We start from the raw sequence: 25,615 nt of genomic DNA, 5'->3' as shown, positions 1-25,615 counted from the left end.
ATGTAAAGAAAAGAGCCATTGTTTTATTGCAATGGCTCTCTTTCTCTTACTCAAAAATCGATTTTATTTTAGGAGGTTCCCAAATGACAGCGTTTACAAAATCGCGCAGGATAATTGCCCTATTGGTAGCGATTCTAATGATTTGCGCGCCTATTCTATCCATGCCGGTTCAAACATTTGCTGCTGCTGCAGCAAGTTACTTCGTTGATGGTACAAATGGAAACGACGCTAACGATGGTTCTTTAGCCGCACCGTTTAAGACCATCCAAAAAGCCGCTACTATGGCAGCTAGCGGTGACACCGTCGAGATTAGGACTGGCGTTTATCGTGAGACGGTTACACCTGCAAGTGACAATGTAACATTTAAGAACTACGGCGGTGAAAAAGTGATCATGTCCGGAGGCGACTTGGTGACAGGATGGACGTCCTCAGCCGCTGGTGCAAACATTTATGAAGCACCTATGTCTTGGGATTTTGACAATGGTAATGGCAATATTGTCTTTTATACGGATGCAGCGGGGAAACCCGTATCCATGAGCCAAGCCAGATGGCCAAATATCAAGGATAGTGAGATGTTTATTAAGACAAAGTATGCAAAATTTACTACTGATCCTACAGGGCCTGTCGGAACACCTGATGGTCGCTATATGACGTATTCTAACAAATCTGTAACTGGTAACTTACCTGTGACAACAACGGATGCCTGGAAAGGTGCGTTGCTTGTTTCATCTGTAGCTAATGGATTTACCGTTTATACGGGTGAAGTTACGGCCAGCAGCACTTCATTAACCTTTAAATGGCCTTATACCTCCGGTTATTTCCCGAAAAGCGCGAGCCCAGGCTTTGGTTTTTATCTGACTAACTCCCTTACTGCACTGCAGAGAATTGCCTTAGCCCCAACAGCCAATACAGCAGCTTGGTATAAGGATGTTACCGCTGGGAAACTGTATATGGTTTTGACGGATGGCTCCAATGTTGTGGTGGATCCAAGCGGCGGTGCCGTTGAGGCAAAGAAAAGAGCGTATGTTTTTAATTTAGATGGTCGTTCAGGAATTACCATCCAAGGTATTGACGTACGAGCTGCCGGAATCAACTTCGCAAACTCCCACGACAACACATTAAAGGGTGCAGTTATTGAAAAAGTGGATTCCTACAATAGACTTTTTGATACGAGTATAATAACAGATGGTTTGGTTTCAGGTTTTACACTGGATGGCTACAACAACACGGTGCGTGATAGTGAAATCAAAGATATGTTCGGCGCTGGAATCATTATGAAAGGTCATGACAACAAGGTCATTAACAATCACATACACGACGTTGACCGTTATGGTGTGTATGCTGACGGAGTCACCATTTATGGTTACAATCAACTAGTTAGCCACAATACCATACATGCTACAGGTCGCAGTGCGATTGGCGGCAAGTTTAGCAGCTCCGTTATTCAGTACAATGACATGTATGATGCCATGAAGATTTCCTATGACGGCGGTGTCTTTTATGTTGTGAACCACGATTTTGGAGGTTCTGAAGTTCACCATAATACCGTACATGATACGCCAAATGGTGAAGGTATTTATTTCGACAACGTGTCCAATAATGCCATGATTTATAACAACATCGTTTGGAATACTAGCGTCGGTTTTCTCATTAACACACCTAGCGAGCGTATGGTCGTGGTGAACAACACGGCATATAACAATGCCACGGCGTATAGCAGCTGGGGTGATGCTAACGATACACTCGGCAATTATGGAACTGTGATCATGGGCAATATCTTCACAGGTGCATTTAACTCACAGGTTTCTGGTGGAGCGACTGAGAAACTCAATGTCCTTGGTACTGTTGCCAATATTGGATCTATGTTTGTAGATGCAGCCAACTTCAATTTTGCTTTGGCCAATCCAGCAGGCTACCGTAGTGCGGAGATTGCCGGTGTTACAGACGGACATACTTCTGCTTCTGCGGTACCGGGCGCGGTCCAACCTGGCGTGACTTGGAAAGCGGGATATGACTTTGCCAATGCGGCTACTATCAACCCAACTTTCCAGATACACGATATTCCTTACAGGCAGTTGGTGAAGAATGGTGGTTTTGTCGACGCTTTGAATAACTGGACGGCAACTCCGGCAGCTGATAGTCCAGAAGTTATCAAACATAATGCATGGGACTATAGAGCCAAAAACGGCGGATTGATCAAAGATGGCTTCACAGGAGTTGTTTTGGAAAACGGCGAAAAGATTTCCCAAACGATTCTCGTGAAACCCAACACAAGATACAACGCAAGTGTATGGGGAAAGGTAATGGGACACTATGTGTTTGCTGGTGATATGGAGACGTCCAGTATACCCGTTAATCCTGTTTCTTACCGTGCAACCGATGGTTACTTGATCACCGGAGCTGACACCACCTTGAAATTCAAAGATGTGGAGTTTGCACCGGGCGTGGACAAAGTGTATTTTGGTACATCTTCTGTTTCCACTACGGGTAAGATCGACATGTATATTGGAGATCCTGCTGCTGGCGGAGTATTGATTGCCACAGACCCATTTAGCGATGACGCATCATCAGGCGGATGGTCCTATAAAACTGCAATTGGCGTTACTAATCCACTTGGAGCTGGGACTTATGATGTTTATTTGAAATTCACAAACACGAATACAACGACGCCACGTAATGCCTTTTTTAGTGACTTCGTACTGTTTGACTCTACACCTGACTCTACGACAGACTTTATTGAGTTCGGAGTCGAAGGCTTGAGCGGTGGTTCAGTGAAAAAAGAATACTCCTCCATGATCTATGGGCCTGCTGGTGCAGGCGCTAGGCCAATCAATGTCACCTTTACAACAGGACCTAACGACACCAGTGTTACCATCTATGCGGCTCAAAATGGTAACGGCGGTAAATTAAGAGGTTATGTGGATGAATTTGGTTTGACAGAGACTGTATTCCCATCCTATCCAGCACCTTATACCTATAAGGATGGTTTTGAAGATACGACATGGAATCCATTAAATTGGGTATGGGGTTTCGGATCACCAGCTCTGGATACAACACAGAAGTCGGAAGGCACACACAGCTATAAGCTGGACGGCAGTGGTGACCAAAGTGCCATCTACAAGATCCTCGAGACATCCTATTCTAAGGTTGCCACTGTGGATTTCTATGATGACATGGCTCCGACCAAGAGTCTAGTTGCACATGTAGATAATAGTGGGGCTGGTGGCTTGGCTGCACTCGGCAACATGTACGGCATGGGAGTCCATACAGACAACTCCGCTCAGTATTACTCGTATACAATGGGCACAGGAGCATGGGCAACATCCCGTGTTGCTCGTACATCAGGTTGGCACAAGCTGACATTTGATTATTCATCCGGTACCGGTGTGGATCTATATATGGATCAAACTTGGATAGGGTATTCCAACAAGGCTTCTTCTTTTAACACGATTGCGTTGGGAGATTTTTTCACAGGCGGTAACAGCTCGGGTAACTTTGATAATGTGACAGTTGTGGATACAACAACACTTACAGCACCGCTGGACTTCACTGTCCCCAACAACTTAACAGTGGGAACAATCGGCATATCAGTTACCAGTGCCGCAGTGACTTTTATACCCAACATCAGAGGCGGGAATAATCCGCAGGTTACCATGAGCGTGACAAATGCTAACGGTACGACAAGTACATTTACATCTGGCATGTCACTTCCGGTTGGCCTGTATACAGTTACCTGTACGGTAACGGATGGGGCTACAGTGATTACAAAGAGATTCTTCTTAAACGTAATCCAGACACACCTATTTGAAAACTTTGAGAATATAAAAGCCAATACATCCGTAAGCCCGTCAAAACTTGGCAACTGGACAACAGCTGATACCGCAGCAGTACCTGACACGAGTACAGCAAATAGCTACGATGGCTATCAAAGCTTTGCCTCAAAGGGTGCTTCTACGGCTGCGAATAACGCCAATAAGAATGGTTTAGTCCAAACGCTTTCAGGCTGGAATTTATTAAACAAAGTTGTTAGCGGTTGGTTTTACGACAGCAATCCAGATGCGACTCAGATTAACCAGGCGCTTCAACTGAAATCTAATACGGCTACTCCTATGAACTCTTGGTTCCTCGCACAGTTTAAGGATGCAACACAAAATGTAGGAAACCAGTATGCGAAACGAGCTCCGAGCACAGGTACTGGTGGTAATAAGTTTGTTCAATCTGGCGTTACAAGATCATTAGGATGGCATCAATTCAAGTTTGATTTAACCGAAACAGGTAAGCTCAAAGAATATATTGATGGTACACTCGTGCATACAGAATCACTGACGACAGAATCGCCCGATTTCATTGCCTTTGGTGGCCTTTGGGGGAATGCGTTATCCGATGTTCTAACTACCTACTGGGACAATGTAGCGGTAACCAACTCAATTGACACGATGGGTCCTGTGATCACACCATCAGGCAATACGACCACATACTATGCGGATACAACGGGTGTAGTTGTTGATAATGCGATTACTTTTAAAGACATGGATACTACTGCGATACCCAATTCTGCAAAAGTAATGGTAAGCATCATGGATGGCCTTAAGGAAACAGAAGATGTCTTGCAGCTAACTAATGCTCCAAGCTCAATGGGAGATATTGCAGGCAGCTACGATGCAACTGCAGGTATTCTTACGCTCTCATCTGCAAGTGGTGCAACTGCCGCTCAATGGCAAGCCGCACTCCAAGCTGTGCAGTACAAAAACAACGTAGCACCCCCAAGCGTTGCACCTCGTGCCTTGAGTTTTGTAGGCTACGATGGTATTAATCTAGGGAAAGCAGTTGCCAAAACCGTAGCGATTTCATTGAATAAGCTACCAATCGTTTCTAACACAACACGGACAGCTACTGTGAACACAGCAGTTTATTTTACGGCTGCAAACTTTGGCTTCCATGATCTCGATGGTGATGCCTTGAGCAGTGTGAAGATTCTTACACTGCCAACCCATGGTACACTGACGTTAAGCGGAACAGCTATAGTGGCAGATCAAGTGATTCTCGCAAGCGATTTTGCCAACTTCACTTACACGCCTGCTACTGATTATGTAGGAGCAGATGTATTTACTTGGAATGGTTTCGATGGAAACCGTTTTGCGAACACCGGTGCAGAGATTCACGTCAATGTCACGGAAGTTCCACCAAACGTGTATACGATCATGGCTACGGCAAGCATCGGTGGTGTCATCATCGGCGACGTAACTGTAACGGAAGGAACATACGCAACTTTCACTTTCATACCAGATAGCGGTTATTTGATCGACGCATTGACCGTAGACGGTGTAAGTGAAACGGTAACAGGCAATACGTACACGTTTACCAATGTGACAAGCAATCATACGATTCATGTTACGTTCATACCAGCACCGCTGACATCTCATACAATCACGGCAAGTGCTGGCAGCAACGGTTTGATTAGCCCGAGCGGCAGCGTAAATGTCGATAATGGTGCAGATCGAACGTTCAGCTTTACACCGAACAGTGGTTATTTGATCGATACGTTGATGGTAGACGCTACGAATGTAACGGTAACAAGCAACACGTACACGTTTGTGGGCGTAACGAGCAATCATACAATCCATGTTTCGTTCAAACAAGAACCGAATAATGGATCGGGTGGTTATATCCCACCAGTACCAAAACCAGATGGTACTGTCATTGTTGATCCTGGCCAATTAGCGAAAAGCGAAAACGGAAGAACAACACTCGAGATTCCTGCTAACACGACGGGTATCAAACTTCCGGGGAATACGGCTGATCTAATTCAGCGTAACAATTTGGAAATCAAATCAGATGCGTTGACACTTTCTATTCCATCCGATGTGCTAAAGCAACTAACAAGAACACTTTCCGCGGATGAGTTAAAAGGTGGTACCATTTCACTGAAGATGAACCCGCTATCCATTGCGGATGCGAAAGAACTGATTAACAAAAGTAGTCAGTCTGCGAATACAGTAAACAAACTATTCGGTGATGTGTTTGAATTCAATTTATCCATTCAAACAGCTGACGGGAAAACGATCAATCTTTCGAAGTTTGATAAACCGATCAAGCTTGAATTCAAGGTTAGTCCTTCGATGAATCCGAAATTGGCAGGTATCTACTATCTGGCGAATGACGGTAAACTCGAGTATGTCGGAGGCAAAGTAAACAATGGTGTCATATCGGCGGAAATCAACCACTTTAGTAAATATGCTCTTCTTGAAGTTACGAAGACATTCACGGATGTGCCATCTGGACACTGGGCCTCCAACGTAATCAAGGAACTTGCAGCGAAGCAAATCTTGACCGGTACAAGTGCTACGACCTTTGAACCAGGACGCAGTGTAACTCGTGCTGAATTCACAGTGCTTCTGGTTAGAGCTTTGAAACTTACGGAAAAAGGCGGAATGACATTTACCGATGTGAAATTAGGCGAATGGTATGCTGATGCGGTATCCATTGCTGTGAAGGCTGGTATTGTCCAAGGTAAGAGCGCCACATTGTTTGACGCAAATGCGCAAATTACTCGTGAGGAAATGGTTACTTTGCTTCTCAGAGCATACGAGTATAAGAATGGTAAAGCTGTTAGTACAGCCACTCACTCTTTCTCAGATGTGGATCAAGTATCACCATGGGCGGTTGAATTTGTGAAAACGGCATTGTCCCTTAACTTGATTCAAGGTCGCTCAGCGGACAAATTCGATCCGCAAGGCATCACGACTCGTGCCGAAGCTGCTCAAGTCCTGTATAACTTATTAGTAGCAACACAAGCGATTGAATAGGTATATCGAACGATGCCAAGGAGGGCACTCTCACAAGGAGTGCCTTCTTTTTGTTCATAAGACGTCTACATGAATAAGTTGAAAATAAGTTGAAAAAAGTAACTTTAATTGCTTTTCATATCCAGCCTCTTTCACGAGAGCAATTTATTAGCTTTATCTTTAAATTGACTCCCTATTCATACCTCGCCCAGTTTCGTAAAATTAATGTATAGATAACCAACGTATATGGAGTCATTGCAATTGTCAGCAATGGCTCTTTTCTATTAGGAAAGCGAGGGAAATAAATATGCTTCAACAATTAACCTTTCGTCAGCTAAAGAATGCATTAGAGGAAACGCAGCATTTACCACGTACCCTTTATTCAGAAGCAACTGATCCTGAGAATTGGCGTCGGATCCGGACAGATGACAACTACTCGGATTTCTGGCTTTCCTTAGAAAAGAGGGCAGAACATCTTATTGAAAATCCCGTTCGAGCCCCGCTTTTTACGGAGTTCACTTTATTTGGTGATACGGGAGATCGAGCGATCTATCAGAATGTTTTCGAACAGTTGTATGCAGGTATTCATACTTTCAGCACGCTTGCGATGACAGAAGATAATCCGAAATGGAAGTCAGGACTAGAGAACGCGATTTGGAACGTATGCAATGAATACACGTGGGTAATACCAGCACATGTGGGACTATACGTGAATGAATATCCGAACGGTATCTGGGATCAACCTGTTCCACCTCGTGAAACAGTAGACCTTCTAGCTGGGATGACCGCATTCACGTTGGCGGAGACGGTTCATTTGCTTCAAGATCGTTTGCATCCTTGGATTATTCATCGGGTGAATGAGGAGATTGAAAAGCGGATTTTCAACGTATACTTCAATGACCCCACACCTCAAAACTGGGAACTGAAAACAAATAATTGGCCAGCGGTATGCTCCTCAAGTATAGGGGCAACGGCCATTTACATGATCGAAGATAGTGAGAAACTGGCTGGCATGCTTTGGCGTGTGATCGGGGTCTTGCGGAATTACTTTTCTGGATTTGATGAGCAGGGTGCAACACCAGAGGGGCCAGCCTATTGGCAATATGGGTTTTCACATTTCGTTTACTTTGCAGAATTGTTAAAAGAACGAACCCATGGGCGGATTTCACTTCTCAGCGATGAGAAGGTTGCAGCGATCTCGCAGTTTCCGCAATTTTGTATGCTAACAGCGGGGAAAGTCGTCAATTTCTCGGATTCGGCCGAGGAGGTCACCTTGAATCTAGGACTTATTCAGCGCTTACAGCAATATGTACCCAATCTGCAGCTACCAACAGACGAATACCGAATGAAACCTGTTCCGGGTAATTGGCTAGATGTAACGCGAGGGATGCTGTGGTCATTGGATTCGGAAATTATGCACGCGGCAGATGATAGCGAGAGGATTCAGGAACAAATTTTCACAGGAAATCAATGGGTTATTTCGAAAGTTAAACATGCGCATGGTGGGATTACAGCATTTGCTGCTAAAGGTGGGCATAATGAAGAGCCACACAATCATAATGATCTGGGGCACTTTATTTTACATGTGAATGGTCAGAATGTGCTGGCTGATTTAGGACTAGGACGCTACACCAGACAATATTTTCAACCCAAGATTAGGTACGAGATGATCAACGCAGGTTCTCATGGGCATTCCGTCCCCATTGTAGATGGCTGCAGACAAGGATTTGGCAAGTCATACAGATCAGAGATCCTGCACCAGCAAATCTCAGAAAATGAACTAGAAGTAACCCTTGATTTGACGAAAGCTTACGACTGCGTTGCATTGGAACGCCTCACGCGAGAGTTTGTGTGGAAACGTCCATTTGATGAGATCCCCCAATTGCTCATAACGGATCACGTTATTTTGAATAAAGCATCAGCTGCGTTTCAAGAGGTTTTCATCAGTTCTCTAGAGCCTCAAGCGACAGGGAACGGCCGGCTGCAAATGAATGCCGTGACACTCATCTACGATCCTGAGCAGTGGAATCTTGAAATCGAACATCTCCTGGTAGACTCTCACTACAAGTCGGGTATGCCATTTTACCGGATTGTGTTGGATCGCAAGCAAGTGGAACTGGAAATGACGGTCCAGTTTCGATTCGAAATCAGAGAAGATTAACGATGACCTGGGGGTGCAGCATGTTTAGCGCAGATGAAATGGATTATTTAGAAAGTTTAAAGGGATTCAACCCGATTCAACCTCACATTGATAAGTTTCAACAAGCGAGTAAGCACGATAATCTTGCAGTAACCGGGTTATCTCGTGACAGCTATCTGGATTTCGCTGAAGCGCGCGTTCGTCAATTTTTTCCATTTCAAAATGAAAACGGAGGAATATTAGATCCTAGCGATGGGAAAGAACATGAGTTTGCGACCGCTTCTTTTGCCAAAGCTGGGGCGATTCTACTCGCAAATGATCGTTGTAAGGATTTGCAAGATCTAATTTTGCTCGCGATGGATTGGGCTTGTACTTGTTTAGGGGAGAATAGAGTCCCGGACGACCACGCTGATTTCACGACCTACATGCTGGTTCGGGCTTATCAATTACTGACGTCGATGGTGGAAACGAAGAGAAGCGATGCTTGGAAAATGAATTTGTCCAAGGTTGAGCCAGAGTCATTCTACTGCCAAACGGTTCGTAATTTCCCTGATATTCGCTCCATCCGCAACTGGGCGACCTATGCGATGCATGGCGAAATGATGAGGTATCGCGAAGGTTTAACGGATTCTATGGCTTTCATCGATAAGTATCTGAAACCGCAAATGACGCGCTTCACGCGGGAAGGGCTCTATCGCGATCCGAATCTACCAGCTGCCTATGATTTGGCGGCACGCCAACAGCTTAGCGGACTACTAGATGCTGGATATGACGGGGAATGGAAGGAATTCCTAGATTCGCAGCTGCGTAAGGGTGCCCAAACGATGCTGTTTATGCAATCTACAACAGGAGGGACGAGCTCTGGAGGCAGGAGTAACCAAATCATTTGGAATGATTTGACCTATGCCTATCTCTGTGAACGTGAGGCTGCGCGCTATGCGAAGGAAGGAGATCTCGCATGGGCTGGGACCTTCAAGCGCGCTGCAAGGAAAGCGCTGCAATCGATTCTACGCTGGATCGAAGATCCCGTAGAATTCCGGTTGTTGAAGAATCGATTCGCTAGCGAGCTTCGAAATGGGTGGGAATTTTACGCCTATTATTCGACGTACAGCTTATATGCGGCTCAAATTGCTGCTTCATGCTTTGAAAGTGCTGAAGAAAGCATACAGGAACAGGCAACGCCTGCGGATTTAGGCGGCTATGTCGTACCGATCGAGTCATTTCATCGGATCTATGCAACAGCAGGGCCGCAGCAAGGCAGTTATCATGTCGTCATGGATACGTCAGCACAAATGGGGCATGACGCAACCGGCTGGGTTCGCTTGCACAAAGCGGAATTGCCAGAGGAATCGGCACTTTCGATGGGAATACCTGGGCTTAGCGGAAATGTTCACATGAATTATTTTGTAGCCAAGCAAGTCATTCCGCGTCCGCATACACCAGCAGCAATCGGTCTCACTTGGAGGGACGGGCACGGCGTTTGGCATAGGTTAGCAGGCTTTGGCAGAAGAAAACACGAAGCTTTTGTTTCCTTAGATAAGGACGGGGTGCCAACGAAACCTGAGGAGATGCATTGGCAAGCCAATCTGGCAAATGTTCTAGCAGATGCTGCTGCCTTGTCTTTTCAAGTCCATTATGCCGCAACGGGACTTCAACTCTTAAACGAGATGGATCTGCGTACACCGGGTGATGATCTTCATCTTGCTTATAAGCGAGCCATTGCAGATATGCTGCCAAGACCCGGTGTCGAGGGCATAGCGGCGATCACAGAATCGTATCGGATTGCTGTCGAAGGTGTCACAACTGAATGGTCCGTTGAAGCAGCAGAAGACATGCCATTATCCGCTATTGGCGTCACGGTTCCAGTACTCGTATCCAACGGAACGGATGAGAGTACCATTCGCATAGAGGGGAATAAGCTGGTTGTCTCCTATGCGAATTCACGTTATGTGATTCAGCTTATTGGTGAATCTGACGATGTTGAGCTGGAGCTTCTACCGGGGTTGATGCCGAATCGCAATGGCAACTATCGACTTGCTCAATGGATAAGTAAAGATGTGAGTAAGCCGATTAAGCTTCATTTCTCTATGGAGAAAGACCTTACCCCTTCGGAACGTTCCGATAAGCACTAGGTGAAGAACCCGTCATTTTCTTAAATAATCTCGAAAAGTAATAGGGATCTGTGATCCCAATGGTTGCGGCAACTTCTTTGATCGTCAGACCTGTTAAACTAAGCAATTGGGCGGCCTTCTGAATTTTCAGACGCAAGAAGTACTCAATCGGAGGGAATCCGGTCTCTTCATTAAATAACAAAATGAGATGCTGTTTCGACAAGCCCGTATGCTTGGCCAATTCAGGGAGCTTAATCGAATCCTCCAGACGATCGCTCATGTAGCGGATGGCGAGTTCGAGATACTGCTCTCTTTTTTTGTCTTTGGCCGTACCTCCAGCACTGATGCCTATGCCGCTAATCAACTGCCGAATGGACTGCGATACGTGCGTGTGGATGGGTAACGAATACGTTTTGTCAGATAAAAGAGCATAACACTTATCAAAAACATCTTTAAATTCGCTCATAGCGCCAATCGGTAAATGAAGTGGACCTGTATCCATCCCATACATGCGTATGAAAGAAGTGACATGGTCACCACGTAGATGAAACCAGTAAATACTCCATGGTGTATGCGAGGATGCTCCGTAACGATGGGGCGTTTTGGCCGGAATAACGGCTAAATGATTTTGAGTCAAAGCGATTGTTCGTTGTTGATCCAACTCGATCCAGCCTTCTCCGTCTGAGCAAAAAATGAAGATATGGGCATCGCTGCCTTCGGGACGTTCTCGATAATGATGCTGTGCTTGGGGGAAATATCCAATATCGCTTATGAAAAAATCGCGTGTCAATTCTGAACGGTTTAGTTCCGTCTGCATGTAATCGGGGAGAACAAATAATTTCTCTTCTTTAAATCCTTCAGGTTTTCTAGTGGTATCCAGTTTCCAACACTTCCTTCAAGTAAATAAGAATATAATCCATTACATTAAGCATTTTGTCAATTGGCGATTGGCTTCTGTCAGGGTAAAGTAGAGACAATAAGATAAAGGAGTGATCATGTTGAGTCAGAAAGTTCGCATTTGGGAAGAAACAACGTCGATTCCGACTTATGCTATCGGAGAGCCAGATCGCAATCCCATGTTCCTAGAGAAACGTGTCTATCAAGGAAGTTCGGGTAAGGTGTATCCGCATCCGGTTATCGATAAAATTGAAGATGAGAAGAAACCACAATCCTATCAAATGGTGATGTTGGAAAACGAATATGTTCGCATTGAGATCATGCCTGAACTTGGCGGACGCATTTACCGTGCCCTAGATAAAACGAATGATTACGATTTCGTCTATTACAATCGCGTGATCAAACCAGCCTTGGTTGGCCTAGCAGGACCATGGATTTCAGGCGGTATCGAGTTTAACTGGCCACAGCATCACCGTCCGAATACGTATGGTCCAGTTGAGTATAAGCTAACCGAAAATGAAGATGGCAGCGCGACCGTTTGGGTCAGTGAAATTGACCGGATGTACGGAACAAAAGTTACAGCGGGTTTCACCCTCTATCCGGGCAAAGCGTATCTGGAAATATCAGCTCAGTTGTACAATCGCACGCCGGAACCACAGACATTCCTATGGTGGGCTAACCCGGCGGTAGCGGTGAATGAGCATACGCAATCGGTATTTCCTCCAGATGTAACTGCGGTGTTCGACCATGGTAAACGGGATGTATCTAGATTTCCAATCGCGACAGGAACGTATTACAAAATGGACTACTCGGCTGGCGTTGATATTTCACGCTATAAAAATATTCCGGTGCCGACCTCCTATATGGCTTATAAATCCGACTATAACTTCGTCGGTGGTTATGATCATGGGGTTGGGGCAGGCTTGCTGCATGTCGCGAATCATCATGTTTCACCAGGTAAAAAGCAGTGGACATGGGGGAATGGCGAGTTCGGCCAAGCTTGGGATCGCAATCTAACCGATGAAGATGGCCCTTACATCGAATTGATGACAGGTGTTTATACAGACAATCAACCAGATTTCACGTGGCTTCAGCCGTATGAAGAGAAATCATTCAAGCAGTATTTCATGCCTTACAAAAATATCGGTGTCGTGAAAAATGCATCCATCGATGCGGCCATCAACTTAGAAGTTGATGAGAAGACAGGCGAAGCGACTGTGCTTGCTTATGCGACTTCCGTATTTGAGGGTGCTATCGTGGAACTAAGAAGCAGTGGCCGCACGTATTTGAAAGAAGTCGTACAGCTGTCTCCAACGCAAACGTTCAAGTCCGTGATTACACTGGATGGCACCGATCAACCACACGACTTGAAACTGACAGTTCGGGACGCCAATGGCACCTTGCTGATTGCTTATCAGCCTGCGAAACCATCCATTGAGCAAGTGCCCGATGCAGCTAAGCCGCTGCAGTCTCCTGAAGAGTTGCAAACGAATGAGCAGCTATATTTGGCTGGATTGCATCTGGAACAGTATCGCCATGCAACGTTTGAGCCTGAATCTTATTATTTGGAAGGGTTAAAACGTGACCCAAGCGACAGCCGAATTAATGTCGCCTACGGTACACTATTACTCCGCCGCGGTTTATTTACGGAAGCAGAAGCTCATTTCCGTACAGCGGTGAAGTCGCTCACGTGGCGGAATCCGAATCCTTACGACAGTGAAGCACTCTATCAATTAGGTGTTGCGCTTAAGCTTCAAGGACGTTTGGAAGAAGCTTTTGCTGCGCTGTATAAATCGACGTGGTCAGCCGCTTGGCAGGACGCGGGTTTCTTCACACTCGCTCAAATTGCTTGTGAAAAAGGTGTTTACGGAGAAGCGTTGGAACTCGTTGAACGTTCACTGGTACGGAACGCACGCAATTACAAAGCACGCCATTTGAAAGCTGCGCTTCTTCGCAAGCTTGGACGGACACAAGAAGCGTTCGTCTACTCCCAAGAGACATTATCGCTTGATATCGCTGATTTCGGTTCAGCGAATGAGAGATATCTTATCCTTTCCAGTCTAGGGGAGCAATCACAAGCTAGCGAAATGAAAGCTGAGCTTATGCGACTTATGCGCGGAGATGCACATAATTATTTGAATGTAGCAGCCGATTATGCGAATTGCGGATTGTTTGAGGAAGCGATTGAATTGCTGGACCGAGTCGTGGAAGATCACAATCAGTCAGACGTATATCCCATGTTGGCTTACACATTGAGTTATCTGAATGAGCGAATTGGTCATTCGGAACGAGGCGCGTTATATCGTAAGTCAGGCAACACGGCAGCATCAGACTACTGCTTCCCGAATAGTCTATTCGATTTACAAGTGCTGTTAAGTGTGATCGCGGTCGATGCAACGGATGACAAAGCGCATTACTACCTGGGGAACTGGTATTACGATAAACGAAGACACGAAGATGCAATTACGCATTGGGAAGCATCACGTTCAATACGAGATGATTTCCCAACCGTACATCGGAATCTATCCCTCGCTTATTTCAACAAACGCGGAGATGCAGCATCAGCCCTTACAGCTATGGAGAAGGCTTTCTCTTGCAGACAAGATGATGCACGTGTTTTCTATGAGTTGGATCAATTGTACAAAAAGCTTGGATATACGGCAGAGACCCGCTGCACTAAGCTTGGGGAACATCAAGCGTTGGTTAACAAGCGTGACGATCTCTATGTCGAGTATATTACCTTGCTGAATGCGCAAGGTTTCCATGAGCAAGCTGTACAAGCACTCCAAGCACGTAGCTTCCACCCTTGGGAAGGTGGAGAGGGCAAAGTGACAGGCCAGCACGTATTTGCCCATGTCGAACTAGCCAAGCAAGCATTGGCCGAGAATCACTGTAAAGAGGCTGTCACTTTATTGCGGCATGCGCTCGTCTATCCGGATAATTTAGGAGAAGGTAAGTTATCAGGCGCACAAGAAAACAATGTTTACTACTACCTCGGCCTTGCACATCTTAGATTACATGAAACTGAGCTTGCACAGGAATGCTTCGGCATTGCATCGCAAGGATTAGAAGAGCCGGCCAGCGCGATGTATTACAATGATCAGCCGCCAGATATGATTTTCTATCAAGGGATGGCTTGGCTGGCATTGGGTAATGAGAAGGAAGCCAAGCGTCGCTTTAATAAACTGGTTGATTATGCGGAGAAACATCTATTTGATGAAGTGAAATTCGACTATTTCGCCGTTTCTTTACCTGACTTCCTCGTGTTCGAAGATAATTTGAATGTCCGTAATGAAGTTCATTGTCGCTATATGATGGGGCTAGGGCATCTCGGTTTAGGGCATAAGGAGCTGGCGAAAGAGCAGTTTGACTTAGCGCTTCTTAAGGAAGCGAATCATACGGGTGCACGGATTCATCGTGGATTGGTTGAATGAGTAATCCTTGTGTTGTAAACGTGCAAATGGGTATCTATAAAGGCTTTACATCGGTCATCCTTGAAAGTGAACAGATCCGTATCGAAACAGTCCCAGAACTCGGAGGGAAATTGGTCTCCATCGTAAATAAACCAACTGAAAAGGAATGGATGCTGGATTCGGGTGATCGTGCACTGCAAGTACCTGAATACGGCTCTACCTTCACAGATTGGGATATGAGCGGCTGGGATGAATGTTTTCCAACGATTGCGGCATGTCCGTGGGAGTTGGATAAGGGTGTTAATCTACCCGATCATGGTGAAGTATGGGCACTCCCATGGGCATATACGATCGAAGGGAACGAGATTATTTGCTCGGTTAAGAGTCCGCAGCTTCCGTATTGCTTTACGAGACGAATTTCGTTTACAACTGGGGATCGTGTAAGGCTGACGTACCGGGTAGAGAATATGAGTGACCAGTCTATTCCCTTCCTGTGGGTGCCGCATCCGCAGTTCGCCATCACGGAACCTACACGCATACTTCTTCCAGCAGAGATGGAAGAGATGCTCTGTGTGTACGAGGGGCATACCTTGAAGAATGGAGCGTCCTATCCATGGAAGGATGTATCGCTGCTCTCCCCAATCGTGAAAGGTGATGGGCGAAAGTTTTATTACAGAGGACCCGTGACAGAGGGTTGGTCTGGCTTACTTGGCGAAGATAGCGGTAACTTTCTACTAGTCTCTGTATCACCCGATAAAATTCCTTATCTAGGGGTATGGATAGACGAAGGGATGTTCAATGATCGAGTTACCTGTGCACTAGAGCCTAGTATTGGTTATTACGATTCACTTGAAATGGCCGTCGAAAACGGGACGGCGCAATGGATTGCAGCCCAAACCTCCTATGAATGGCATGTTGAACTCATCCTTGGTGCTGGTGATTGGCAGCAAGCAATAAAATAAAAGAAGCAGACAGCTGATGAATGATCAGTTGTCTGTTTTTCATTTCGATGTGAACAATTAACTGTTGTCAAAAACAATACAGTTATGTTATGGTGTAACCAAATACAGAGAAAAGTTCCGGATATGGAATGGGAGTATAGGAGAAACTCATAAGATGACAAACAAGAACAATCAGCATGTCGTTCGACTCGCGCTGCTGCTCGGTTTATTTTCGACACTCGGCCCTTTTACCATTGATATGTATTTACCGGCCTTTCCACAGATTGTGGAGAAATTCGGTACAACAGCATCCCTCGTACAGCTTAGCCTGACCGCCTGTTTACTCGGACTTGGTGTTGGCCAAGTGGTTATGGGCTCACTCAGTGACGTCTATGGCAGGCGCAAACCGCTGCTCATTTCCATGGCTCTCTATGTTGTGGCATCCATTGCTTGCGCGATCGCGCCGAGTATTTGGCTGCTGATCTTTGCACGACTCGTGCAGGGGTTTGTTGCGTCAGCGGGCATTGTCATTTCCCGGGCAATCGCACGTGACATGTTTAGCGGCCACGAACTCACGAAATTTTTCTCTCTACTCTTGCTAGTTGGAAATTTGGGCCCACTTGTGGCGCCAGTGGCAGGAAGTGGTGTGTTATCGCTAACGAGCTGGGTTGGCGTCTTCGTCGCATTGGCATTTCTGGGAATGTTCCTCCTTGCCATGACCAAATGGAGTCTCAAAGAAACGCTGCCTATCGAGCGCCGCAGTCCTAGTAATTTTGCTCAGCAACTGCGCAATTATGGATCGCTATTGCGCGACCGCTCATTCACGGGTTATATGCTCGCACAGGGTGTCATGATCGCGGGGGTATTCGCTTACGTCTCGGGCACACCATTTATTTATCAAAATATTTATGGGGTTTCCCCTACGGTATTTGCCCTTTTATTCGGTTCCAATGGAATCACCTTGATTATCGGTTCTCAGTTGGTTGGTCGGATGGCTCATCGTGTGTCGGAGCAATTCTTCTTGTTGCTCGGTCTATATATGGCTGGAGCAGCCAGCGTTGCCGTCTTGCTAGTGGGTATTTTCCACGGGCCGTTGTATGCACTCGTGATTCCGCTTGTTTTCTTTGTAGCGTCCATCGGTATTACATCGACAGCAGCTTTTCCGCTTGCGATGGAGAGCCAGGGACATATGGCGGGCAGCGCGGCCGCGTTAATGGGTGTCGTTCCCTTTTTACTCGGAGCGGTCGTTTCTCCGCTAGTCGGGATTGCTGGGGAACACACGGCGGTTCCGCTGGGTGTCATTATTTTAACAACTAGCGCTGCAGCGATGCTGTCTTACTTCCTTTTGGTGAAAAAAGGCTCGAAAGAGGCGGCTTGAGGAAGCGGGTAACACAAATTGTATGTTAGTTATGGAAATGCTCGGGATAATCCCGAGCATTTTTTTTGGCTTTTCTCGATCAACGCTGCATCGGGCTTGCGCACAAATCATGTGCGCAAGGGAAGTAGCGCCACTGGCTGTCGGGCGCTAGCGCACAAATCATGTGCGCAAGGGAAGTAGCGCCACTGGCTGTCGGGCACTAGCGCACAAATCATGTGCGCAAGTGAAGTAGCCCGACTGGCCATCGTGCGCTAGCGCACAAATCATGTGCGCAAGTGAAGTAGCCCCATGGGCTGTCGCGCTCTAGCGCACAAATCATGTGCGCAAGGGAAGTAGCGACACTGGCCGTCGTGTGCTAGCGCACAAATCATGTGCGCAAGGGAAGTAGCGACACTGGCCGTCGTGTGCTAGCGCACAACTATCAAAATTGGCGGTCTATGCCGCCTTTTTATCACACACGAGAGAATTTATAAGCATGTTTGACAAATAGATGGATTTTCTACAGTTAAACTTCTGGGTTTTTCGATCTATCGCAGAATAGATGGATAACCTACAGCTAATTTTAAGCCTTTTACGCGATCTGAACATAAAAGGCATTTTTAACTACATGTTTTACAGTTATTTCGATTTTCTGAGTGAATTCCGAATAAATAGCTACATATTTTCCAGTTAATAGAAGTAATATTGGACCCAAGTCGCCCCAAACTCCACTAACAACTTATGAGCGCCGAGATCGCATGTAAAGGAATGCCATCGACACGAAATGAGACGCAGGCACACAGTTGAACAGTATTGTTAATCAAAGTGGACATATTGTACATGGTGTAAATAATTTGTTAAGCCCTTTGGATGAAATGGAAATATAACAGTAGCTGCGTTGCTTCTATAATGAGCGTGTAGGTATCGATTCAAGAGGGGGAGATGTCCATGTTTAACAAAAGGAGGAGTGCTTGTATCCTCATTGCCGCCATGGCAAGTCATTTGCTCATACCATTCAGTATGACAGGCCCGAACACGGCACAGGCAGCAGTAACTAATTATGTGGCTGCAAGCTTTAATACGTACCCTACGGCGCCCTCAACCTCAGGTCCAACAGCGGAAGTAGGCGGGAATTGGGGGTTGTATAATGCCAAAGCTGGAACAGATTATACGGTTGGGGAAGCTGTTTACGGTCGGAGTGATCTCAGTTTGAAGCTGGTGTCAGGTACTGCCGGCACCCAACTGTACACGGGTAAATTCGGTTTGAACATCGCGGGTAAGGTGGTGTTGGAAGCGTCGGTGCGGGCACAAGACACTGGACATATCCGTTTGTTAGATGTAAAAAGTACAAGCGGCGTATGGAAGAACTTTCTCACACTGACGGAAACAGGGCAAATGTCCATCTTGAATACGTCTTTAGGGAAGTATGCACCGAATACGTGGTATCGCGTCAAAGCAATCATCGATCAGACCGGCAAAAAGGCGGATGTGCTGCTAAATGATGTTCAAGTCGTCACGGGTGTTACGTTAGGGGCGACCTGGGACACGATCAACACGCTTAAATTTACACAGACAGGAACGGCGCTGCCTGGTAGCTCCTATCTGGACGATGTGCGGATCTACACCTACGCACCAGTTGAAAGCGTTTCCCTGACGCCTGAAGCGGCTACGATTGGCGTAAGTAAGCAGCAAGTGCTTACCGCTCAGATAATGCCTGAAGATGCGGCGGATCAGCGTGTGGTTTGGAGCTCGGAAAATCCAGCAACGGTGACTGTCGATACGTATGGCGTGGTCACAGGTGTGGGTGTTGGAACCGCACGAATTACGGCAACGACATTGGATGGCGGGAAAGTAGCCTCAACCAACATAACCGTTTCCAATAACGTGCCGGTTACTGGCATTGCTTTGCCAGCTGATCAGACGGTAGCAGCAGGAGGAACTGCGCAGCTAATACCTGTTATTACGCCTGCAGATGCTACGAACCGTAGGGTCACTTGGACAAGTAACAACACGGCGATCGCCACGGTCGACGTGCAAGGGTTGGTCGCCGCACAATCGGCGGGGCAAGCCGTGATTACCGCACGTAGTGAAGATGGCGGTTATAATGCGACGACGCATGTGACCGTGCTGCCGCCGGGCGTGGCTTCGATATCTTTGCCAAGCCAGGTTACTGTAACAAAAGGAGACACGATTACGCTAGTCCCCACTTTCCAGCCGGCACAGGCAAGCAATCAGCAGGTCATTTGGTCGATTGGCGATGCGACGATTGCTTCTGTCGATTCGGCAGGTGTAGTGACAGGTCTTAAACTTGGTGAGACGCCGCTTACAGCGACTAGTGTGGATGGAGGTAAAACAGCAAGCACCATGATCAAAGTTAGTGAGAAAGCAGTAGCTTCCGATGAATTCGAGCGATTAAGATTGAAACGCAAAGCGGGTCTTGATGGCGGTGACAATTTAGATACGGCAGACACCGATGTGTTGGCTAAGGTAGCGACACTTACGACAAATGGTCAGACGCGTTGGTCGACTTTGCAGAAAGCGGCAGACCGCCAAGTGCTGTGGACGGATTCCGTTGTGAGCAGCGGCAATTCCGATGCCATCCATAACAACATTTCGCGAATTCGCGAGATGGCGTATGCTTACTCCACGAAAGGCGGGGCATTGTACCACAATCTGCAACTGCAAAGCGATATTGTTTCGGCACTGGAGTGGGTATACGTCAAGCAATATAGTGAGACAGGCACGGCTTTTGGCAACTGGTGGAATTTCGAGATTGGCATTCCGGCTAAAATGACAGATATCATCGTGATGATGTACGATGCGTTGGCACCGGAGCAAATCGCTCGCTATATCGCAGCGATTGACCATTATACCCCAGATATCCAATCGAATTTGTTTGATACGAGTTCTTATTATACAGGGGCGAATCGTTCTGATATTTTAATGTATAAACTCGTGGATGCTATTTTGTTGAAATCGGAGTCACGCATACGCGCTGTGGGGTCCGAAATGTCCCCGTTGTTTGCTTATGTAACATCAGGGGATGGGTTTTACGATGATGGATCTTTCGTGATGCATACCTCGGTCGCCTACACGGGCAGTTACGGCTCGGTCATGCTGGAAGGGGTCAGCCAGCTGCTTTACTTGCTGAACGGCAGTCCTTGGCCGATTACCGATCCGAATGTGAACAACTTTTATAAATGGATCTATGATGGGGTTGCCCCGTTGATTTATAAAGGAATGACGATGGACATGGTGAACGGCAGATCTATTGTTCGAGGATCCGATAATGCCCAGAAAACCGCAGCAGGCATCATGTCAGCGCTCGCAAGGCTTGCGCTAAATGCGCCAGCGGAAGATGCGCAGAAACTAAAGAGCATGCTGAAATCGTGGATTACGCAGGATCAGACTCAGTTTAACTACTACAATTTCTTATCCTCAATGAATCTGATTGGTTCTGTGAAGCAATGGGTTGGCGACGTTTCGATAGCTCCGGATAGAGAAGCCGCAGGTTATTATGAGTTCGCGGGTATGGCTAGAAGTCTGCAAATTCGCGATGACTATTCGTTCGGCGTCAGTAAGAGCTCGAAGCGCATCCAGACCTATGAGCTGACCAACGGTGAAAACGGCGAAGGCTGGTATACCGGTGATGGTATGACCTACCTATACAACGGTGATCAGTCACAGTATATGGAAGACTATTGGGCAACCGCGAATCGTTACCGCTTGCCGGGCACGACGGTAGATACAAGACCGCGTGTGTTTGATAACTACCAAAACGGTGACGGTGAAGGCAAGCCGGCCAATGCATGGGCAGGCGGTGTCGAGATGGGCACCTATGGTAGTTCCGGCATGCAGCTGAAACAGATTGGTACCACGCTGCAAGCGAATAAATCGTGGTTTATGTTCGGAGACGAGATTGTTGCACTGGGATCTGGCATCTCGAGCAGTGATAACCGGACGATCGAGACGATCGTGGAACAGCGCAAGCTGAATGCGAGTGGCGACAATCCGTTGATTGTTGACGGGCAAGCTAAGTCCTCCGGACTAGGCTGGACCGAGCGAATGTCAGGCGTGCAGTGGATGCACTTCAGCGGAAACGGTGCGCAATCAGATATCGGGTATTATTTCCCTGATAGACCGACGATAAATGGGCTCCGGGAACAGCGGACGGGTCGCTGGAGCGATGTGAATCAGAGTGTGGCGCAATCCGCACCGGTATCTCGCAACTACCTGAGCCTGTGGTTTGACCACGGGAAAAGCCCGCAAGGGCAAACGTATAGCTATGCCATTTTGCCGAATAAAACGGCTGAGCAAGTGAAGCAATTCGCAGAGCACCCAACCTATGAGGTACTGGTGAACAATGATCAGGCGCAGGCAGTTCGACATCAAGGGCTGGGCCTCACAGCGATGAATTTCTGGAAGGATCAGAAGGTGAAGGCGGATTTGGTGACGAGCTCCAGACAGGCTGCGGTTATGATCAAGGAGGAGAATAATCGTCTAGAGGTCGCTGTCTCTGATCCTACGTTGGAGAATTCAGGTGCCATTGAGCTTGAGCTGGATCGCTCCGCTGCAGGCATGCTGCAGGCAGATCCGCAGATTATGGTCACTCAGCTATACCCGACGATTCGATTGGTAGTCCGTGTGAACGGATCAGTAGGACGCACGTTCCATGCGGTGTTCGACACCGATCCTGCTAAGCCGAGACCGTCGGATCATCCGCCGATTCCAGCAATCGTCAATCCGAGAGGTGTAAACAGTGAGCTAGACCATTCGGCTAACCTGTACGCCGCTTTCGATAACGAAGGTAATGGACTGGAAGCCATTGGTGGCGGTCCAAGTGGATGGAATGTTAGTAATGCGCAGCAAACGATTGTGACGCTCGAACGGTTGCCGGAGGAGTCGAGCAACATCTTACGCCTGCTCGATATGAGCGATCAAGCCTCGGCCATCGCTACCCGATTATTTCCGTCGGTTTCCGAGCTAGCCGAAGTGGAATGGACGTTTGCGGAGCCGTATGGCCCGAAAGGCGAAGAATTCAAGCTACTCAGCGGCGAAACACCAGCCATTCGCTTAGTGACACGCTCGGGGGCGCTTTATTGGCTTGACGGACAGGGTGCTGAGCATTATATTCAACCCGTTTCGGCAGCTACTTGGACGAAAGTTCGACTGACGATCGATATTCCGCACAACAAATATGATGTTTATGTGGACGATAAATTGGCGGCGGTTGGCGCAAGCTTTGCCAATCCAGTCACAGCGATCAGCGGCATTCGCTTCGAAACGGATGCGTTGCAGAAGGACGCGATCCTGTACGTTGATGATATCTCTGTGTATCGTTTTGGCGAGCAGACGCTGGTATATAGTACGTTTAATGCAGGAAGTGGCTCCTGGCAAGTTGCTGAAAGTACAACGGCTCCTGTACAGGTAGTGGACGATCCGAATCCGAACAATAAGAGCATCCTGCTGAATGATAATGACAACAAGTTTAGCGCTTCGATCAAGCAATCATTTGCGGAGCAAACCGGCACCTTCGTGGCGGAATGGGATTTGAAAGAAAAAAACAGCGGTAAAACACCGTTCTATGAACTGCGGCAAGGTGAGAAAACAGTTGTCCGCTTGTTAACTAGTGGAACCCTACGCTATTTGTACAAGGATGGCAAAGTGGACACGCTTGGATCTGTTCCAACGGGTGTATGGCATCATATTCGATTGGAAGTTGATGTTGCGAACCAGAAGGTCAATGTCTATTTAAACGGCGTACTGCAAAAGGCTGGACTCAGCTTCTACGAATCGTCGTCATCGATCGATAATATCCGGATCTATACGTCTTATGGGGCGGTGGATGCACCGTTGTGGATCGACAATGTGAAGTTGTACACCTATATACAGCCAATTCAACCGCAAGGATTGGAGCTGAGTACGGAGGAGCAAGCCGTGTTATTGGATCAGCCGTCTGAAGAGGCTGAGCAGACGAGTGTATCACTTAGCGCGGAAGTGACACCTTCGAATGCTTATGATACGACTGTTCGCTGGATCTCCTCCAACGAGCAAGTTGCATCTGTCGATGCCAGCGGTTTGGTAACAGCGAAGCAGCCTGGCAAAGCGATCATTACAGCAACAACGGCTCACGCCGAGTTGCAAACTGCGGTCACTGTGTATGTTGTGCCGAAGGCACCTGAGCTCACAGCGGATGACGCTGCGAATACGGTGACGGGGATGACTACAGGGCTGGAATATAGCCTAGATGGCAGTGAATATGCAACATACGATGCAGAAGTTTTCAAACTCATCAATTTTAACGGGCCTCACGAACTTAACGTTCGTTGGGCGGCCAATGAGTCCACTGGCGCACCTGCAGGGAAAGTGACGACGCTGCGATTCGTCTCATTGAACCCGTCAACAGGCGAAGGTTCTGGCTCTGGATCTGGCTCTGGCTCTGGTTCTGGTTCTGGCTCTGGCACTGGCACTGGCACTGGCACTGGATCGGGTTCTGGCACTGGTGAACCATCCAAACCTGTGACACCAGCGAAAGATAGTATCATCCAGTTGAAACTATCGGATGATGCCATCCAAACAAGCAAAGACAGCCAAGGAAGAGAAGTTACAACGGTTACCGTGGATGCCGATGTCCTTAAGCAAGCATGGACTCCGAATACATCGGCAGTTGTCATTGCTCCGTCTATTAGCAGCAGTTCATTCGTTGTGAAGCTCCCAGCTAACATCCTTCAAAAAGCATCGGAGACAACACCTGAAGGAGTAGTTGTCATTCGATCGCAGCAAGGCGAGATCTCCTTGCCATTGGCGTTGTTTATGCCTGGCGGAGCCTTGGCAAATCTGTCACAATTGTCGACAAGTACCTTGGCCGTCACGATTGAAAAAGCGGATTCTTCGCTAGAAGATCGCGTGAAAAACGCTTCAGGTCTTCGCAACGTTTCAGTAGTAGGTCAGATTGTGGATTACAAGGTGACATTGGAGCAGGATGGGACGATTGCTCCGGTAACGCAATTCGGGAATCTCTACGTGGAGCGTACCTTGTTCATTCCTGCGAAACTGAACGCGAATACGGCAACCGCCGTACGATATGATCCAGAAACAGGCAGGCTGAGTTATGTGCCAGCGGTATTCAATACACTTCCTAACGGACAAACGGAAGTGCGCATGAAGCGAAACGGCACGAGCATTTACACGATAATCCAAGGCGATACAACATTTGATGACCTCGTCGGTCACTGGAGCAAAGCCGATGTTGATAAGTTAGCCTCCAAGCTAATCTTGCAAGGTCAATCGGAGGGTCGCTTTGTGCCAGAAGCATCGGTCACACGGGCGGAGTTCGCTGCAATGCTCGTTCGTGCACTTGGCTACCAAGCGAAGCCGGTTCGTCAACCTACGTTTCATGACGTAGCGCCGACCGAGTGGTTCTATGATGCGGTTGAGGCGGCGGTACAGGCGAAGCTGATCGAAGGCATCGGCTCAGATATGTTTATGCCGAATCAACCCATCACGAGAGAGCAGATGGCTGTTATGATCACATCAGCGATGAAGCTCGCAGGCAAGCAGGTGCAAGGCGATGCGAGCCAAAACAAACTCAAGAATTTCTTAGATCAATCGCTCATAAGCCCATGGGCCAAAGAGCCGCTTGCAGCAGCTTTGCAAGCTGAACTAATGAACGGTAGATCCGACAATGAGATCGCGCCAGCTGCTAATTCAACAAGAGCGGAAGCGGCAGTTGTGCTGAACAGATTGTTGATTTACGTGAACTTCATGAACTAAATCCAGAAGAGGGAGCCTTGGGCTCCCTCTTTTTCGTCTAGACGTAATTATTTTAACAACGTAATTGGACAAAATAGACATTCCCTTTCTTAGGGGAAAACCGTCATAATGGAGGGAGTCGTATTGCCAGAAATCCACACTATACGGCTATTTAGCAATATGTGAGAATATGAAGGATGGGGAAATGAACGGAATGCT

The 25,615-nt window shown here is 47.3% G+C and carries 8 protein-coding genes; 7 read left to right on the top strand and 1 reads right to left on the bottom strand.

What is annotated here, in order from left to right; translation table 11 throughout:
• The first annotated feature begins 83 nt into the window (after positions 1–83).
• From GC096_RS07795 to GC096_RS07785, 3 genes are all read left to right on the top strand, one after another.
• Positions 84–6,806 (top strand): S-layer homology domain-containing protein, encoded by a 6,723-nt coding sequence (locus GC096_RS07795; RefSeq protein ID WP_171629665.1) that lies wholly within the window; start codon positions 84–86, stop codon positions 6,804–6,806.
• Between the two features lie 286 nt (positions 6,807–7,092).
• Positions 7,093–8,946 carry a heparinase II/III family protein gene (locus tag GC096_RS07790; protein WP_171629664.1) on the top strand — a complete coding sequence of 618 codons (1,854 nt, stop codon included), beginning with the start codon at positions 7,093–7,095 and terminating at the stop codon, positions 8,944–8,946.
• A 20-nt stretch (positions 8,947–8,966) separates the two neighbouring features.
• On the top strand, positions 8,967–11,057 hold the full coding sequence (locus tag GC096_RS07785; RefSeq protein ID WP_171629663.1) for a hypothetical protein: 2,091 nt from the start codon (positions 8,967–8,969) through the stop codon (positions 11,055–11,057).
• Here the strand turns inward: GC096_RS07785 and GC096_RS07780 are convergent.
• Positions 11,026–11,853, bottom strand: coding sequence for an AraC family transcriptional regulator (locus GC096_RS07780; RefSeq protein ID WP_171629662.1), 828 nt, complete (start codon positions 11,851–11,853; stop codon positions 11,026–11,028). The two genes, GC096_RS07785 and GC096_RS07780, sit on opposite strands and share 32 nt — an antisense overlap.
• Before the next feature lie 178 nt (positions 11,854–12,031).
• Between GC096_RS07780 and GC096_RS07775 the strand changes: the two genes are divergently transcribed.
• From GC096_RS07775 to GC096_RS07760, 4 genes are all read left to right on the top strand, one after another.
• Entirely contained in the window at positions 12,032–15,367 is a 3,336-nt protein-coding gene (locus tag GC096_RS07775; protein WP_171629661.1) for a DUF5107 domain-containing protein, read from the top strand.
• On the top strand, positions 15,364–16,308 hold the full coding sequence (locus GC096_RS07770; protein ID WP_171629660.1) for a hypothetical protein: 945 nt from the start codon (positions 15,364–15,366) through the stop codon (positions 16,306–16,308). The genes GC096_RS07775 and GC096_RS07770 overlap by 4 nt, the downstream gene beginning before the upstream one ends.
• 154 nt (positions 16,309–16,462) lie before the next feature.
• Positions 16,463–17,665, top strand: coding sequence for a multidrug effflux MFS transporter (locus GC096_RS07765; RefSeq protein ID WP_171629659.1), 1,203 nt, complete (start codon positions 16,463–16,465; stop codon positions 17,663–17,665).
• A gap of 927 nt (positions 17,666–18,592) precedes the next feature.
• Positions 18,593–25,417: a polysaccharide lyase family 8 super-sandwich domain-containing protein gene (locus GC096_RS07760; RefSeq protein ID WP_171629658.1), complete on the top strand. Its 6,825-nt coding sequence runs from the start codon at positions 18,593–18,595 to the stop codon at positions 25,415–25,417.
• Positions 25,418–25,615: the final 198 nt, after the last annotated feature.

The sequence above is a fragment of the Paenibacillus plantarum genome (genome assembly GCF_013141695.1).
Classification (GTDB): domain Bacteria; phylum Bacillota; class Bacilli; order Paenibacillales; family NBRC-103111; genus Paenibacillus_E; species Paenibacillus_E plantarum.
The sequence above is the reverse complement of the archived record's forward strand: the minus strand, read 5'-3'. Positions and strand labels throughout refer to the sequence as shown.

Bases quoted from the DNA above. Each gene is read 5' to 3' on its own strand.
- GC096_RS07765 (WP_171629659.1), top strand. From the start codon at position 16,463: ATGACAAACAAGAACAATCAGCATGTCGTTCGACTCGCGCTGCTGCTC.
- GC096_RS07780 (WP_171629662.1), bottom strand. From the start codon at position 11,853: ATGCAGACGGAACTAAACCGTTCAGAATTGACACGCGATTTTTTCATA.
- GC096_RS07770 (WP_171629660.1), top strand. From the start codon at position 15,364: ATGAGTAATCCTTGTGTTGTAAACGTGCAAATGGGTATCTATAAAGGC.
- GC096_RS07775 (WP_171629661.1), top strand. From the start codon at position 12,032: ATGTTGAGTCAGAAAGTTCGCATTTGGGAAGAAACAACGTCGATTCCG.
- GC096_RS07785 (WP_171629663.1), top strand. From the start codon at position 8,967: ATGTTTAGCGCAGATGAAATGGATTATTTAGAAAGTTTAAAGGGATTC.
- GC096_RS07790 (WP_171629664.1), top strand. From the start codon at position 7,093: ATGCTTCAACAATTAACCTTTCGTCAGCTAAAGAATGCATTAGAGGAA.
- GC096_RS07760 (WP_171629658.1), top strand. From the start codon at position 18,593: ATGTTTAACAAAAGGAGGAGTGCTTGTATCCTCATTGCCGCCATGGCA.
- GC096_RS07795 (WP_171629665.1), top strand. From the start codon at position 84: ATGACAGCGTTTACAAAATCGCGCAGGATAATTGCCCTATTGGTAGCG.